Source organism: Paenibacillus sp. 22594, assembly GCF_052044425.1.
Lineage (GTDB): Bacteria > Bacillota > Bacilli > Paenibacillales > Paenibacillaceae > Paenibacillus_AQ.
In genome coordinates this window covers 239,581-255,355 of sequence record NZ_JBQENA010000007.1, presented here as the reverse complement: position 1 = coordinate 255,355, position 15,775 = coordinate 239,581, and the positions used below count along the sequence as shown (strand labels likewise).

Genomic DNA, 15,775 nt, shown 5'->3' with positions numbered 1-15,775 from the left:
GAGAAGTAGAACAAGGTGATTGAGACGGCGGAGATTTTGTGCGAATGCGTGCAGTGCTTGTACCAGGAGCAGCAGTATAGGAAGGCTAAGTCCTTGCCGCTGCAGACATTCGAGCTGGAGCATCCAATGGTCTACTACTACGGGTTCAGTCATCTGATGCGGGGAATGGCTTGCCAGGAGAAGGGACAGTATGAGGAATCCCGGGCGTGCATTGATAAGTATGCCGAGCTGGGATGGCTGGAGGATCTGGGTGAGGATGGGCTGGAGGTTGTAGAGGAGTTCCGATTTCTGGCCCAAGCGAACAGGTATACGCTGGAGTTGCTGTCTGGCCGTGTGGAGGTGCTGGCTGCCTATACCGACTTTTTGTGGGAGAATCCCGAAGAAGTGCTACCGGGGCTGGATACAATTCTGCGGGCCGCGCTGCGGCATGGACTCAATGTGGACGAGCTGCTGGAGACGTTTGCGGAGCAGACGGCTGAATTTGGTACATATGAGGATGAGGGCAATTTGGCGCACTATTACCGCTTCAGCCATCATCTGGCGTTGTACCAGAAGCGGGCGGGAAGAACGGAGGAGGCACTGGAGCAGGTACTGCAAGCCTTAAGGCTTGCTCATCGGTCGGGGAATGACAGTTATTTTACAAGAAGTCTTGCGCTTTTCGAATTGCTGCGGGATTGGGCGACGGCAGAGCAGGTGAGGGAGGTTCAGGGGATGATTAAGGAACGGTGACCCAAGGCGGTTCGCCGTTCCATTCATGAAAATGATGCGTGCATAGTCGCTTTTAAGGGCGAGGTACTACCTGCAGAAATAGGCCAAAGGATGGCCTAAAAACTTGCCGTTACAGACAGCGCGGAGAACCGTATCACAAGTAAGCACAAAGTTGTTCTTAATGGAAGCGTCAAAGAACAATTCAATTTCCTTGACGCTCCTTTTTCAGGCTTATTACCTGTGTTCACTGTAATTTTACTAATGATAGCATGAAGTAAATCCTTCTGCTTCTCAGGGTCTACTATCCTTATGAATTTCATCAATGTTGTCACTTAGACGAGGGTATCTATAATTTTGGGACGATACGATATAGAAAGGTGTTCCAATATATGGTACTGTGAGAAGGGTTGAAAGAATATAATTTGTGGGGGGAATAATGATAAAACCTCATGTAATGGGAAAAGTCACGTGCTTTATTACTAGGGGAAAAAAGGACAATATTGAACTCCTTCTAATTCAGCATCCAAATGCAGGTATTCAATTTCCAGCAGGGACGGTTGAGATAAATGAGGATTTCAAACAGTCTGCCTTACGTGAAGCCTTTGAAGAAACTGGGCTAAATGAATTTCTTTCATGTAATTACATAGGAAAACAAGAGTTGAACTTTTCGGGAGATAAATACATCGTTTTTCAAAAAGCAAAGGTCTATTCAAGACCAGACTCATCAAGTTCACATTGGGCTGAGATTAGAAGGGGTATTACTGTCAAACACGAACGCAAGCACGAAAAGTTTGTACAAATCTCCTATATTGAAGGAGATAAATATCCAGAGCCAAACTACATTACTTATCAAATAACAGGTTGGGTGGAGGAAACACAATTAGCATCAACGGTCGAAAGACATTTTTATCATTTACACACAAAAAGTGAACTTAAAGAGTGGGAGCAGGAAGCGGATAATCATACTTTTAAATTGTTTTGGTCTCCAATTAACAAGTTACCTGAGATAGTATCACCGCAAAACGAATGGATAAAATACGTTTCAAATGAATTGAAATATACCTTTCTCCTATAATAACAACATCCAAAGAAACCACTCTTTCGTTAGGAGTGGCTTTGTCTTTATATATTGATGTATATTTTGTGGCCAAATTGTACTTTTTACTTGATACATCGCGGTGAACCGTATCATAAATAGGGCGAACTTCGTGAAGGTCAAAATCTGCCGTAGCTCTCCACAACACCTTGTCCTGAATGTCCTCGGAGTATGTAACGTCAACAAGGTTTGTCTTTTGCTGCATATTTCTCCACCAACTGGCGCTATGCCATGCATACATATTATACGGTCGTTATCAGAAGCCGTTGTTTATTGTAGAGAACGGGTTCGGCGTCGTGGATACGGTTGAAGAAGACGGCGTTGATCTGCTGGGATTATAAGCAGGTCATAGCCTCCAACGGGGCAATCCTACGGTAGTTGAATATTGCTTCAATAGAGTATAGAATTAGTTGATGAAAAATTACTGGAAGGGGTGGGGATATGAGGGCGAAACGGAAGATTTATATTCTGTCAACTGTTACAATTTCATATTCTCGTTCCATTAAAACACTAAAGCATTCATTGCTTTAGTGTTTTTTATTTGCGGAGGTGTAAAAGTTGACAAGGTACAAAAGAGTTCTTATTAAACTAAGTGGTGGAGCAGTCGCTGGAAACACGGAATTTGGTTTTGAGCCTGAAAGGTTGGATCATATTGCTAACGAAATTATGTCAGTTGTGAATCTAGGCGTTGAGGTATCATTAGTTATAGGCGGTGGGAACATTTTCCGTGGTAGTATGGCGGAAAGCTGGGGAATAGAAAGAGCAGAAGCTGACAACATTGGGACGCTCGCAACTGTTATCAATAGCTTGATGCTTCGTGGCGTTCTTAAAGCTAAAACAAACAAAGAAGTTCGTGTAATGACAGCAATACCTACTACATCAGTTGCTGAACCATACATCAGACTAAGAGCAGTTCACCATTTGGAAAAGGGCTACATTGTAATTTTTGCAGGAGGAAACGGGCAACCCTACGTTACAACAGACTATCCTTCTGTTCAAAGAGCAATCGAAGTTAATTGTGAAGCTCTTTTAGTTGCAAAGCAAGGTGTTGATGGTGTTCTAAATGCAGATCCTAAGTGCGATAAAGATGCAAGGAAGTTCAGATCCCTTCACTACAACGATGTTTTACAACATAACTTAAAGGTAATGGATCAGTCAGCTTTCATCTTAGCTAGAGACTACAATCTGCCAATGCATGTGTTCAACTTTGACAAGCCAGGCTCAATGAAAGAGATTTGTGAAGGAAAAAATAACGGTACGATCATTAGTGGTAAATCAGTTTTAGAAATGGAATAGGAGGTATTTCACTAAAGGGGGGGCGAGTAACTCATGAAAGATCAGTTTATAGCGGCTTTACAGCAAAACAGCTTGGCTGAAATGAGAAAAGTACTCAAAGCTGATTTACACAATCATATCACCAGGGGCGGAAATAAGAGATATATTGAGGATTGGTGCGGTGTAAAGATACCTGAGTGCCCTAAGTTTGCAGATCTTCATGATATGAATCAGTGGAACGCCATGCACATAAAACCTTTGTTAATGGGTCGGCTTGGTTATGAAAAGCGTATAGAAGCTGCCTTTGCTCAGGCGAAATTGGATGGGATTCACTTACTTCATATGAGTGTAACCATTGGTGAAGAAGCTTTGTTTGATAACTCCCCTGAAAAATGGATACAAGCAATACAGGACATCCATCGGAGAGTTGCTCCTGAGGTTACTTTTGTCCCGGAGATCGCATTTCTAACACATACACCGATGCATGAGACCTCCGAAAAGATGGATCAGTTCCTAGAGCTTAATTATTTCAAATCTATGGACATATTCGGTGATGAATTTGCTGTCCCCGCATTCAAGAAGATTTTTCGAAAGGCGAAGGATAAAGGATTGATTCTTAAGGCACATGTCGGTGAATTTGGAACGGCTCAACTGGTCAGACAAGCGGCTGAAGAATTGGAATTGGATCAAATACAGCATGGAATCGCCGCTGCACGTTCTCCCCAAGTGATGAGATGGTTATCAGACCATCACATACAATTGAACATTTGCCCAACAAGCAATATCCTGCTCTCAAGAGTAGAGAACTATCAAACACATCCTATAAAAATTTTGTACGACCATGGCATAAGGGTAACGATAAATTCAGATGATATGCTTATTTTTGACCAAAGTGTATCGGAGGAGTTTTTCAATCTGTACCAGGCAGAATTGTTTAGCGCAGAGGAACTCAATGAAATAAGGGAAAATGCTTTCTGATTACGTTCTAACGGAAAACGATAGTTGAATAGAGTGAGTCTAATAGAGAAGGCCACCCTCTGCGGGATGGCCTTTAACTTGCCGTTACAGCTAGCGCGGTGAGCCGTATCATAAGTAGAGGCAAGTTTTTTTGGAGGATATATGAAACCTATGAATTATTATCGTTCAAAAGTGTTTGCATCCACCAAAAAACATGGAATGTCCCTAAAAGTTTAAATAATTCACTATACGCATGCCTGAGAAAGGGCTTACAATTCACGGAGAAGACGTGTCGTCACCTAATTCCGGGGAGGAGGAAGATGTAGCCGCAGGACGTATTTGAAGTGCCTTGTTATTTTAACAGCAGTTGAAAAAAGGAGATGAGCTGTAGAAATGAACAAGAAACACATTGGAATGAAACGCATTCTGGCAGGTTTCTTTGGCCTAATCCTTATTATTGGAATGATTCCTGCAATGTCTGCTACTGTAAGCGCTGCCACTTTCGGAACGGCAAGTGAACTGACCGTCAACGGTACACCACCTGCGGGTCTCTATACAAGTGTTCCGGTTGGTGCGGCGTGGAATGACAGTGCCGGAAACTCTATCCAGGCCCACGGCGGAGGTTTCGTGCAGCAGGGCGGCTGGTATTATTGGGTCGGAGAGAATAAATCCAGCAATTCCCACAATACTACAGGCATTAATCTGTACAGATCGAAGGATCTTCTCAACTGGGAATTTGTGTCTACGATCCTGTCCAATACGACAAACCCTGGATATACCACGGCTACGACACCCGGGCTCATCAGCCCCCAGACCCAGCAGTTCAATATGGAGCGTCCGAAGCTGATTTATGATCAGGCCAGCGGGAAGTTCGTTCTGTTCGCCCACTGGGAAAACGGGACCAGCTATGGAAATTCCCATATTCTGATTGCTTCCGCAGGTTCAGTGGACGGCCATTACACCGTACTTCATAATTTCCGTCCGGGTGTGGGCTATGTAGGGGACCCTAATGAAAAAGACGAGTCCTATACGGGAACCGACGGCAAATGGGGTTATGGCTCCCGCGATTTCACCGTCTATCAGGATCCCGGCACCGGCGAAGCTTACCTGATCAGCACACAGGATTGGCAGAACATGCGCGTATACAAGCTTACTGAGAACAGTACGAATGTTGACTGGCAAAACTCCTATCTGCTGTTTAGCGGCGGCAGAAGGGAAGCGCCTGCCATGATCAAAGCTAATGGCGTCTACTATATCATCACTTCCAGTCAGTCAGGCTGGTATCCGAATCAGGCTATGTATTCCTTCACCACCGATATCAGTAATCCAAGCGGATGGTCGGCTCTCCAGCCCGTGGGCAACAACACCACCTTCTACAGCCAGCCCACCAACATTATGGAGATTGTTGCGGCAGATGGCAGCAGGCAAAATGTATACATGGGCGACCGCTGGAATCCCGAAGCTCTAGGCACCTCCGCTTATGTGTGGCTGCCCTTGAACATCGACAGTACCACACACACCATGACCATGAGCTATACACCGGGGTGGTCCCTCGACCCTGTGACCGGAGCATTTCATTTCCCGGATGTATCCAATGTTTCGCAAGGCAAACCGGTAGAAGGTGAAGATAATGTCGTTTCCGGCAAATTGCTGAAGTACATTAACGATGGTTCCTACGATGAGGCGGATACATGGTCGGCGGGTACACTGTACTATCAGCAAAATAAGGTCCCATACGCAGTAACAATTGATTTGCAGGAGATATTCGATCTTTCCCGCGTGGATATCAGCTTCAAGCAATTCAATGGTTCCGAAGCCTATTACGACTATACGGTACAAGGCAGCAATGACAACAAGAACTGGACAATCCTGGCGGATGAGACCCAAAATAAAATGACGGGCTTCAAAAGCAATACACTGGGGGGGAAATACCGGTATGTGCGGCTCTATGTCACCTCCGTCATTAATGCACACAATGGCAATTCCACAGCCAGTTGGGAGAACGGCATGCTTGAGGTCCAGGTGTATGCTAACAACCTCACGAGGCCGATTGCTACGCTGCCGGCAGCAAGCGAAGAAGGCGGCAGGTACACTTCAGATCAGACCATAACACTTTCTAGTAAGGCCGTCGGAGCCAAGATCTATTACACGACTGATGGTACAGAACCTACAAATCACAGTACGCTCTATACCACTCCGGTCACTTTGACGCTAGGCCACACGATTCTCAAGGCGGTCGCCTACGCAGAGGGCATGGAACCAAGCGGTGTAATGACCAAAGACTTTGATATCATCGACCCGAACGTCATTGTCTCTGTAAGCAGTCCTACGGAATATGCGGTGACCACGGGGGACGGAGCCTCTGGCCTTCCGGCAACACTTCAAGCGGTGAATGCTGCGGGGAATACGGTTACGGTGCCGGTCATTTGGAATACGGCTGGTGTGGCCTTTAGTCCGTATACATCTGTGAAGATTACGGGCACATTGCCCGGATATCAAGTGAGTGCCACGGTTGATGTGGTAAATGCGGGATTAACCTACTTCATTAGCGGGGGTTCCCAGGGTAATTCCGCTTTTTATAACGCGGCTAAGGCTAAATTGGGCGGACAGCTGGTAAACACAGTGTCTGATCAGGCATACAACGGACAATGGGGCTACACTGGTAAAATCGGTACTGACATTGGGTATCACACCAGTACCAGCAGCATTTACGATAGCGGCTGGTGGGCCTACTCCAATAAGAGCATCAATTACTCCGTTCATTTGGACCCTGGAACCTACACATTGGTTTCGGGCTATAAGGAATGGTGGGGAGCAACCCGCGGCATGACCTTCTCAGCCAAGGATGCCAGCGGCAGCGTACTTGCTTCTAAGAGCTTTACCATCAACAAAGCAACCCTAGCCGATCAAGAGAAGATAGAATTTACGCTGGCTAAAGCTCAGAATGTACAAATCAGCGTAAGCAAGGTCAGCGGCAGTGATCCTGTACTGGCGTGGCTGGCAGTGGAAAAGAAAACACCGGTCACGACGGCTGCATTCTCACCGGCATTACCGGATGGGGAGCAGGGCTGGTATATTAGCCCGGTGTCGATGACTCTTACTGCGGCTGAAGCAGGAGGTACTGTAACCGGCGCGGTGTACAGCGTTGATAATGGAACGGCATGGAGCACCTACACCGGTCCGGTTACATTTAATGAGGATGGGCAATATTCCGTAGCCTATTATTCAACGGATGCGGCCGGAGGGGCCGAATACCCAAAGACCCAGACGTTTAAGCTGGATCATACCGCGCCAGTCACCACAGCCAGCTTGGGCTCCGCGAGTCCTGCAGAATCCGGATGGTATACATCGGAGGTTACTGTAAGCTTAGCGGCAAGCGACAATGTATCCGGTGTGTCGAAAACAGAATACCAGATCAATAACGGAGATTGGACCCCTTATACAGGATCTATTCCCGCCTTTGGTGAAGGGATTTATACCGTAGGCTATCGCAGCACGGACCAGGCAGGCAATGTCGAACCCATCAAAACCCTCGAATTGAAGATAGACAAGACGGCGCCAGCGCTAACCGTCCAATTGGATACAACAACCCTATGGCCGGCCAATCATAAAATGGTGACGATTCACGCTGCATTGAATCCGGGTGATGCTACATCAGGGGTTGAATCGGTAATATTAACCTCCATTACGATCAATGAACCGGACAGTGGTCAAGGCGACATTCAAGCCAGTGTAGGAACAGCAGCCACATCCTTTAGTTTACGCGCCGAAAAAGGGAAGGATAAAGCAGTGGGCCGTATCTACACAATTACGTATACGATAACCGACAAAGCAGGGAATAAAGAGACTTCTTCCGTAACCGTCAGAGTGCCTCATGATCAATCCGTAAATAATAACAATCAGAATGCTGAATAACCAATAAGAAGTTCTGCATCCGGTTCAATATGGAAAAAGCAGGTCTGTCCGTAACATATGTAAGGTGAAATCTCGTTTTATACAAAAAGGCCGCCGGGAGCTCCCGGCGGCCTGTACAATCTTCAACTTTTACTTCATGGTCCACTGATGGTCGCCTGACAGATACTTCTCTGTAAGTACGGACAGCAGCTGGATGCCTACTTCATTCTGCCCGCCTTCAGGGATGATTAGGTCGGCGTATTTCTTGGACGGCTCGATGAATGCTTCATGCATCGGTTTGACTGTGGTTAGATACTGGGTATGGATGGAACGGATCGTCCGTCCGCGTTCCTCGATATCCCGCAGTACACGGCGGAGGATGCGCACATCCGGGTCGGTATCGACAAAAACCTTAATATTCAGCTGCCCGCGGAGCTTCTCATCGGAGAGCACATGCAGACCCTCTACGATAACGATGTTGTTCGGCAGCAGTTCAACGGTCTTGTCGGTAGAGCGGGCGTGAATCGTAAAATCATACACCGGGGCATAAGCAGCCTGTCCGGCTTGGAGGCAATCTAAATGCTCGATCAGCAGCTCCGTATCAAAGGCAAGCGGGTGATCATAATTGATCGCTCCGCGTTCCTCGAAGCTGAGGTAAGAATGGTCTTTATAGTAGTTATCCTGAGATATGAACGTCACTTTGTCTGTTCCCAAACGGTCAATGACGGAGCGTGCTACCGTCGTTTTGCCGGAGCCGGTCCCGCCGGCGATACCAATAATGAGCATGGTGTTGTAATAAACCTCCCTAAGCGATTGCCTTTGCAATTCCAATATTGTAGCACAGCGATGCATTAATTTCACCTGAACAGCGGGGAACAAACCGTGAACTTTTGAAAAAAAGGGGGTTTCCGGCGGGAAATGATATAATTTTGTCAGATGGGCTAGACCCAAGCAGGCGGAGAGGGGAGTTAGGAGTATGGATATTAGCAAAACCATGAGCGATAACAGCCAATCATTATTAGAAGCTTTTAATGCGGCTCCAATGCAGCTGGCAGGCCACGGCAAACGAGAGGTCCGGGTGCTGAAGGAGGCTTTTGCCGGGGTAGAGGATAGTGTGGTCAGTGACATGTACGGTACAGGTAAGCTGATCGAGGGTTTTCAGGCGGAAATGGCAGAGGTGCTGGGGAAGGAAACGGCTGTATTTTTCCCGAGCGGTACGATGGCACAGCAGATTGCACTTCGAATCTGGAGCGACCGTAAGGGCAGCAAGTCTGTAGCGTACCACCCGCTCTGCCACTTGGAGATACATGAGCAGGATGGGCTAAAAGAGCTGCATCATCTGGAGCCGCTGCTGCTCGCTGACAAGGACCGCCTGATTACACTGGAAGATGTGAAGAACATGGGTCAGGGAATAGCCTGTCTCCTGCTGGAGCTGCCGCAGCGCGAGATTGGCGGACAGCTTCCGGAGTATGCAGAGCTTGAAGCAATATCCGCCTATTGCCGTGAGCAGGAGATTATGCTGCATCTGGACGGTGCGCGTTTGTTTGAGGTGCTGCCGTATTACGGCAAAACCGCCGCTGAAGTCTGCAGCCTGTTCGACAGCGTATATATCTCCTTTTATAAAGGCATTGGCGGAATTGCCGGGGCCATTCTTGCGGGAAGTGCGGACTTTACTGAAGAATCGAAAATTTGGAAACGGCGGCATGGCGGCGACCTGATCAGCCTGTATCCATACATTATCTCCTCCCGGCATTATTACCGGCAGAGAGTGGACAAGATGGCTCAATATTATGCGGAGGCCAAGGAGCTTGCGGCTCTGTTCAACGGCTGTCATAACGTAAGTACTCTGCCGGAAGTGCCGGTGTCGAACATGTTCCATGTGCATTTTGCCCTGTCCAAGGTGAAGGTAGAGCTGATTCTGACCCGGATCAGTGAAGAAACCGGCGTGGGCTTTACTCCGCGTTTGAGGGAGAGCAGCGAGTCGTCGTGTTTTTATGAATTGAGCATTGGAGATTTGTACAGCGGCATTCCCAAGGCGAACCTGGAAGCGGCATTCGGGATGCTGGATCGGCTGCTGAGGGAGGCTTAAGGATCACCCGGATCAGGGCTGCCCAACCCAAAAAGGATGGTAGTCTGTGCCCATGCACACTATCATCCTTTTTTATCATCATCGCAGGAAAGTCTACCGGTTCAGCAATGCCCGGACAAACGACACGCGCAGCAGCTGCTTTTTCATCAGCTTGGTGCGGAACTGGCGCTTTAATTGGCTGTAGGCCTTGGGACAATGTTCGCTGGCCCAGCTGTACATTGACTTGAAATCGGTGTGGCTTTTGGCGGAATTCATCAGGTAATACGAGATGGTGTCATACACATTATGGTTGAACCATTCGTTCATTTCCGTCTTGCTATAGCCGTAGCGTTCGATGGCCATATTGCGGATCAGCCGTTTTTCCTCCAAATTCTCGATCAGAAAAGACTGGCTGAGGTTAAAAGTAATATTGTTGCCATGAATCCGGTACACTCCGGCAAGGGTGTCGATAAACCCGGCGTCCCCGATCAGCAGGGCACGCAGGTAAATCGAAGCGTCGTTGACCATGTTCATGTTCAGAATATCCATCTTCATCAGCGTTTCCCGCTTGAAGACCGCTGTCAGGGTTGAGGCTGGTTTGGGATACCCCTTTTGTTCAAAATTCCTGAAGTAGGCCTCCTTCGGGGTAATCCGGTTTAGCTGCAGGCTGGACGGCTTCAGCTCTTCAGTCTTGGAATACTCCAGGAACACATTCGCAGCCACAAAAGCAATCTCCGGTTGCTCTTGATGGAAATGGACAGCGCGGCTGAAATAGCTCCGGTCAATCAGATAGTCGTCGTCATCCAGGAACAGAATATACTCACCGTCACCATGAGCGGCAAGCGCTTTGCGCCGGTTATTCCCCGGGCCTTGATTGGTCTCATTCGGCATGAAGAATACACGCGGATCATCGCCATAATTCCGGCTCATGAGTTCTGCCGTACCGTCGCTGGAGCAGTCGTCAATCACCGTAATCTCCTTATGCGGGTAATCCTGACGCAGGATGCTCTGAACGGCCTGATGCAGGAAGTCTTTTCTATTATAAGTAGTAATAATTACACTGACTTTGGGAAGGTTGTAGGGATCGGAAGGTGAAGGAAAAAGGATCTCCTGCTCTCCGCCGTCCGCTCTTAACCCGGCGAGACCTTTCATGAGTTCCAGGATATTCACGGCTTGAATGTTGAATTGCTGGGACAAGTAGAAATCCAGCGCATCCGCTGAGGCGCGCTGCGACAGATAGGCCTCGATCACCCCGGCCAGATTCTCAAGATTCCCCCGTATGCCTGCGTCGGCTTCGCTGCCAATGCTGTCTCTGCATCTTCGTATAAGCTCTTCGCTGGACAGCGCCCCGGCAGGCAGATGCTGTCTAGCTTCGTTGAGCTGGTTTAGCAGGCGGTATCCGGCCTGGTGCAATTCCTCGCTGTGAGCCATAGTTGGACCTCCTCAAAATTTTTTGAATAATCTACCCCGATTCAGCTACGAAAAAAAAGCCTCGGAAGCATATCCTCAACAGTTTGTTAGTCGCTGCTGCGTTTTGTGGAGCTAGGCTCCCCAAAATTGCTGCGTCAGGCAGCTTATCGTGGACAAACGCTAATTCAGGTGAGCTATCTGTCAGTCATGTATATATTTAGTGGGAATTTATACACTTATTTCCTTAGGCGGATAACTGCGGTAAGTGTTAGTGGGAAAAAGTAGACTTAAATCAGCGTAAATAAGCGAAATTCGGTCAAGCGGGGAGGATTAGGTTTACTTTTCCCACTTAAATGCTCAAAACGAGCCAAATCGAACGAATTAGGTTACTTTTTTCCACTTAGCGCAGGATCGGGACGATGCCGGTTCAATGCCAGGATAGCGAGTGAGCTCTGTAGGGGAAATGCAGCCCCGGTGCCGCACTTACGCCGCCTGAATGCCACGCAATGCAGCCCCGGTGCCGCACTTACGCCGCCTGAATGTCACGCAATACAGCCCCGGTGCCGCTCTTGCGCCGCCGGAATGCCACGCAATGCAGCCCGCGCAGCATTTCCGCCCGTGCAGCTGAAGAACTGCCGCCTTACGTCTGGCTGGCTGTGACCTTGCTGCGCTTCAGCTTGATCTTGGTTCTGAAGCGTTTGGCGTAGCCCCAGGCGTAGAGGAACACCTCGCGTTCCATCAGGGAACCGGCGATGTAGTAGATAGGCAGGATGACCAGACCGAGTACTACACCCCATAGGATTACGCTGGTATAGGAGGTCATGCTAAGGTCGAGCTTGGTGGTGATGAAGACAATAGCCACGAACACGCCGACATTGATCAGCCATCTGCGGAAGGTGACCCAAGGGCTGCGCTCCAGCAGTACCCGGTTGGCGTACACTACGATATCGATAGAACGGTACAGCAGTGCGGCGATGGTTCCCATTAGCACACCGTAGATCCCGAAGAACAGCACGCAGATGATCGAAGCGCCCAGGTTGATGGCCGACTCCATAATCGAACGGAACTGGGTGTTGCGGAAATGTCCGGCGATTGTGATCAGATTGTTGGATGAGGTGCGGGCATTGGTCAACAGCTTGATCACCACGAACAGGACCGGCAGCCAGAAGTTGATATAGTTCACATCGTTGACTCCAGCCGTATAGAGCCGCATGAACGGCAGAATGAGAATGTATACGACGGTCAGGATCGAGAAGATCAGGCCCATGAAATAGACCTCATACGCATCATAGAATTTGACAAAAGCCTCTTTGCCCTCATGATAGCTCTGTCCCAACGCCGACTTCACACTTCCGTTGACGGTCTGGACGATGTTGTCGACAATCGTGAAGATCATATTGTACATGACGTAGATGCTGACCACCTTCAGGTTGGTGAAAATCGTCAGGATCAGCACATCGGTGTTGCGGAAGATCATATAGGAAATCTCATGCACCATCACTGAATTTTTCTGCCCGATGGCTTCAAAGTCCGGCTTCTGTCCAAGATCAATCCACTTGTAATAACGCTTGGAATAGATATAGAAGGCAATCATCTGCAGAACGGTCAGCGCGAAGAAAGACGCCTGTACGGCGATAATGTCCACGCCCTGCAGCAGCAGGATGATCCGCACCACATTGTTCAGAATGTTCGCAATCGTGACGATGGAGGTTTCAATATAGCTTTTGCCCTCGGCGATCAGCAGAACTCTGAATTTCCCCTGGTAGTAATAATTGATTGCTCCGCCCAGTCCCGAGAACAGGATAATTGCCATAATGCTCAGCTTGTTGATCTCCGAATGGATCACCAGGGGATAGACGACCGCCAGCAGCACGACCGAGATGAAATAATAAATCCCGGTTTTTTTGTAGTAGCTGGAGGTGGCGGCGAGAATGGAATTGATATGGTTGTAGTCATTTTTGGCAACGGGTTTATATAGCGCCTGCAGCGAAGCTGCGCCGACACCGGCTTCGAGCAGGGCGAAATAGCTGATGATCTGCACGATGGACGCGATCAGACCGTTGGCTTCCGAGCCGTAATTGACCATGATCAGCCGGGGGATGAAGAAGCCGAGAATAATGGTGATGACCTGGCTCGTGAGTCCGAAGCCGAGGTTCAGCATGCTGCGTTTAGCTTTCATAACTTCTTCTCCCTTCCACAAGCGGTGCCGGTGAGAGGTAAGTATCAAGCTGCTCGAAATGCTTCTCCGCCTGGTTCGCCTGGAGCGTCACATCCAGGCTGTTCACAGCCATACTCTCGAATACCTGCTGCGGAGTCACCTCGGCCAGATGCGCGAAATCCGTGTACAGCCCGCCGAAATGAGCGTCATTCATAACATTGATCATTTTGCTGCTGTACGCTATTGGATACACCGGTTTGCCAAATACCCAGCCGAGAATCATCGCATGGAACCGGGAAGCAACGATGAAGCTGGCACCCGCCAGCGCCGCGAGAATCTCATCCATATCTGTTTTGTAAAAGTGAACCTGTGTCTCACGCTGCAGCTCTACCGGAATGAGGCCCAAAATCTGTCCGATCGCTTCCTGGTCGCCTTCATGCTGGCAGAACGACAGAAAATGCACGGCATAGCCCTGCTGAATGAAATGGATTGCAACATCTTTCATTTTTTCATAATAGAGGTTGTCAAAACCGCTCAGGGCTTTGGAGGAAGGCTTAATCACCGAAATGGCGATATACTGCCCTTCCGGGGCTTTTCCTGCAGCCTGATCATACTGGAGCTGAAAAATAATATCCGGTGCCATTCTGACATTGCCCAAATCCTTGAACAAATCATAGGAGTACTGTTCTCTGAATGAGACATCGGCATATTCCTGGAAGATCCGACGATGCTCCGCATAATAGGCGTTATCAGTAAAGGGGCCAAAGTTGGCGCCCATCAGATAATACGGTTTGTTTTTATTGCGGAGGCTCTCGTTATTCGCCACGTATTCAGACCAGTGTTCGCCCTGCATGAATATAGACCCGCCGATATGGACTGTGCCGTCCCCCTGATCCACCAGCATCTTCTGCATGAAGTTGGGATGAAGCTTCAGCTTGCGGAAGAAGTAGTTGATTCCCCGGAACAGGACAGAGTCCGATGCATAGACCTTGAGATTGTTCAGATCCTTGAACACCACTTTGTACAGCCGCGGGGCAATAAGCATGAACTGGGTGTCGGGATAGCGCTCGCACAGTACCTTGATAAACAGATCATCGCCGAGATTGAATTCCGTGTATGCGTAAATCATCATTTTCTTCTTCATATCTTAATTTCCTTTCTGCTAATCACGGCTTTGAGCTTCTGTTTGAACTGTAGCCAGCTGTGGTCCAGATGAATCAACTGCCCGTACAGAGACGGGGAAATTAAGAAGACCTTGATTTGAAAAGCTAGCTTACGGTCATCCCCCTGATAATTGCGCATGATCGCAAGCATCTCCTGATTCACGCCGGGGTAGGCGAGTTCAATATCATGAAGTAGTTTGCGGGTACTGATGCTGTTTGTGCCGTTCAGGCAGGTCTTGAGATTGTAGAAGTAATTCTCGGTCATCTCGCGGTTCAGCAAGAGGGCGGATATCGTGTGAACCTCACTGAAAGGATGCTTGCTGAAATATTCATCCACCCGTTTGAAGGCGGCGACCACATCGAATTTGTTCACATTATATGTCCCCGTAATTGAAGACGTCCGCTGCAGATAATAGGACAGCACATCGGGGATCGAGATGACCCGTGAAGCCCTGGACAACGCTTTATAGATGAACTCTTGATCCTCTCCGTTCACGCAGCGCTCGGTATACGAGATGCCGTTCTCCAGAAGAAAGGTGCGTTTGAAGGCGATGCTGCCGGTCCAGATTCTCAAGGTTTTATGCACAAAAATATTCTTCAGCGCTTCGCTTCCCGTAGTATCTCCAGCGTCTGAAGTGAAGCTCACGATCGTTGATCTGTCCTCACGGACCAGGGTATAGCCCCAGCAGAGAATATCCGTCTTCCCGTCCGCCGTGCAGGACTCTACACGCTGTACCAGACTGCTGTCTGCATAATCGTCGCCGTCCAGGAACAGCACATAGTCACCGCTTGCTGCGGCCAGCCCTGTATTTCTGGCGGCACTGACCCCGCCATTAGGTGTGCGGATCAGCTTGGCCTGCAGAATGGGATGGCTTGCGAGCATCTCTTCAGCAACCTGGGCCGTACGGTCCTTGGAGCCGTCATCCACCAAAATCAGTTCGAACCGCTTCTCATTCTGATCCAGGAGTGAGTTTAGCAGGGGCTCAACATAATGTTCTAAATTGTACATGGGAACTACAATGCTTAGGCTCATGCGGCCACTCCCT

Annotated in this window: 11 protein-coding genes and 1 pseudogene; 7 read left to right on the top strand and 5 right to left on the bottom strand. The window is 48.6% G+C overall.

Translation table 11 applies throughout. The features are described from left to right. Nucleotides 1-15 precede the first annotated feature (15 nt). From ACTJKB_RS22200 to ACTJKB_RS22175, 6 genes and pseudogenes are all read left to right on the top strand, one after another. The gene (locus ACTJKB_RS22200) at nt 16-729 is read left to right on the top strand and encodes a DNA-binding protein (protein WP_440836546.1); all 714 of its coding nucleotides are present in this window, start codon (nt 16-18) and stop codon (nt 727-729) included. A gap of 433 nt (nt 730-1,162) precedes the next feature. After that, nucleotides 1,163-1,783 carry an NUDIX domain-containing protein gene (locus tag ACTJKB_RS22195; protein ID WP_440836545.1) on the top strand — a complete coding sequence of 207 codons (621 nt, stop codon included), beginning with the start codon at nt 1,163-1,165 and terminating at the stop codon, nt 1,781-1,783. 263 nt (nt 1,784-2,046) lie between these two features. After that, nucleotides 2,047-2,124 (top strand): annotated as a pseudogene (locus ACTJKB_RS22190) (hypothetical protein); the annotation flags it as partial. Between the two features lie 238 nt (nt 2,125-2,362). Further along, on the top strand, nt 2,363-3,100 hold the full coding sequence (gene pyrH, locus ACTJKB_RS22185; protein WP_440836544.1) for a UMP kinase: 738 nt from the start codon (nt 2,363-2,365) through the stop codon (nt 3,098-3,100). A 33-nt stretch (nt 3,101-3,133) separates the two neighbouring features. Then, a complete protein-coding gene (locus tag ACTJKB_RS22180) occupies nt 3,134-4,057 on the top strand; it encodes a hypothetical protein (protein ID WP_440836543.1) in 924 nt (307 codons plus the stop codon). Between the two features lie 372 nt (nt 4,058-4,429). After that, on the top strand, nt 4,430-7,951 hold the full coding sequence (locus ACTJKB_RS22175) for an OmpL47-type beta-barrel domain-containing protein (RefSeq protein WP_440836541.1): 3,522 nt from the start codon (nt 4,430-4,432) through the stop codon (nt 7,949-7,951). Between the two features lie 129 nt (nt 7,952-8,080). Here ACTJKB_RS22175 and udk read toward each other — a convergent pair whose 3' ends face one another. After that, complete coding sequence (gene udk / locus ACTJKB_RS22170; protein ID WP_440836540.1) at nt 8,081-8,716, bottom strand: uridine kinase; 636 nt, start codon at nt 8,714-8,716, stop codon at nt 8,081-8,083. Nucleotides 8,717-8,906: 190 nt separating this feature from the next. Here udk and ACTJKB_RS22165 point away from each other — a divergent pair, with 190 nt between their 5' ends. After that, nucleotides 8,907-10,019, top strand: coding sequence for a threonine aldolase family protein (locus ACTJKB_RS22165; RefSeq protein WP_440836539.1), 1,113 nt, complete (start codon nt 8,907-8,909; stop codon nt 10,017-10,019). A gap of 93 nt (nt 10,020-10,112) precedes the next feature. Here the strand turns inward: ACTJKB_RS22165 and ACTJKB_RS22160 are convergent, their stop codons facing one another. The 4 genes from ACTJKB_RS22160 to ACTJKB_RS22145 all read right to left on the bottom strand — a co-directional run bounded on the left by ACTJKB_RS22160 (nt 10,113) and on the right by ACTJKB_RS22145 (nt 15,762). Beyond that, nucleotides 10,113-11,429 carry a glycosyltransferase family 2 protein gene (locus ACTJKB_RS22160; RefSeq protein ID WP_440836538.1) on the bottom strand — a complete coding sequence of 439 codons (1,317 nt, stop codon included), beginning with the start codon at nt 11,427-11,429 and terminating at the stop codon, nt 10,113-10,115. 619 nt (nt 11,430-12,048) lie between these two features. Further along, nucleotides 12,049-13,587 (bottom strand): lipopolysaccharide biosynthesis protein, encoded by a 1,539-nt coding sequence (locus tag ACTJKB_RS22155; RefSeq protein WP_440836537.1) that lies wholly within the window; start codon nt 13,585-13,587, stop codon nt 12,049-12,051. After that, nucleotides 13,577-14,710 carry a polysaccharide pyruvyl transferase family protein gene (locus ACTJKB_RS22150; protein ID WP_440836536.1) on the bottom strand — a complete coding sequence of 378 codons (1,134 nt, stop codon included), beginning with the start codon at nt 14,708-14,710 and terminating at the stop codon, nt 13,577-13,579. The genes ACTJKB_RS22155 and ACTJKB_RS22150 overlap by 11 nt, the downstream gene beginning before the upstream one ends. After that, entirely contained in the window at nt 14,707-15,762 is a 1,056-nt protein-coding gene (locus ACTJKB_RS22145; RefSeq protein WP_440836535.1) for a glycosyltransferase family 2 protein, read from the bottom strand. The genes ACTJKB_RS22150 and ACTJKB_RS22145 overlap by 4 nt, the downstream gene beginning before the upstream one ends. Nucleotides 15,763-15,775 lie beyond the last annotated feature (13 nt).

Bases quoted from the DNA above. Each gene is read 5' to 3' on its own strand.
- ACTJKB_RS22165 (WP_440836539.1), top strand. From the start codon at position 8,907: ATGGATATTAGCAAAACCATGAGCGATAACAGCCAATCATTATTAGAA.
- ACTJKB_RS22145 (WP_440836535.1), bottom strand. From the start codon at position 15,762: ATGAGCCTAAGCATTGTAGTTCCCATGTACAATTTAGAACATTATGTT.
- ACTJKB_RS22150 (WP_440836536.1), bottom strand. From the start codon at position 14,710: ATGAAGAAGAAAATGATGATTTACGCATACACGGAATTCAATCTCGGC.
- udk (WP_440836540.1), bottom strand. From the start codon at position 8,716: ATGCTCATTATTGGTATCGCCGGCGGGACCGGCTCCGGCAAAACGACG.
- ACTJKB_RS22195 (WP_440836545.1), top strand. From the start codon at position 1,163: ATGGGAAAAGTCACGTGCTTTATTACTAGGGGAAAAAAGGACAATATT.
- ACTJKB_RS22175 (WP_440836541.1), top strand. From the start codon at position 4,430: ATGAACAAGAAACACATTGGAATGAAACGCATTCTGGCAGGTTTCTTT.
- ACTJKB_RS22160 (WP_440836538.1), bottom strand. From the start codon at position 11,429: ATGGCTCACAGCGAGGAATTGCACCAGGCCGGATACCGCCTGCTAAAC.
- ACTJKB_RS22155 (WP_440836537.1), bottom strand. From the start codon at position 13,587: ATGAAAGCTAAACGCAGCATGCTGAACCTCGGCTTCGGACTCACGAGC.
- ACTJKB_RS22180 (WP_440836543.1), top strand. From the start codon at position 3,134: ATGAAAGATCAGTTTATAGCGGCTTTACAGCAAAACAGCTTGGCTGAA.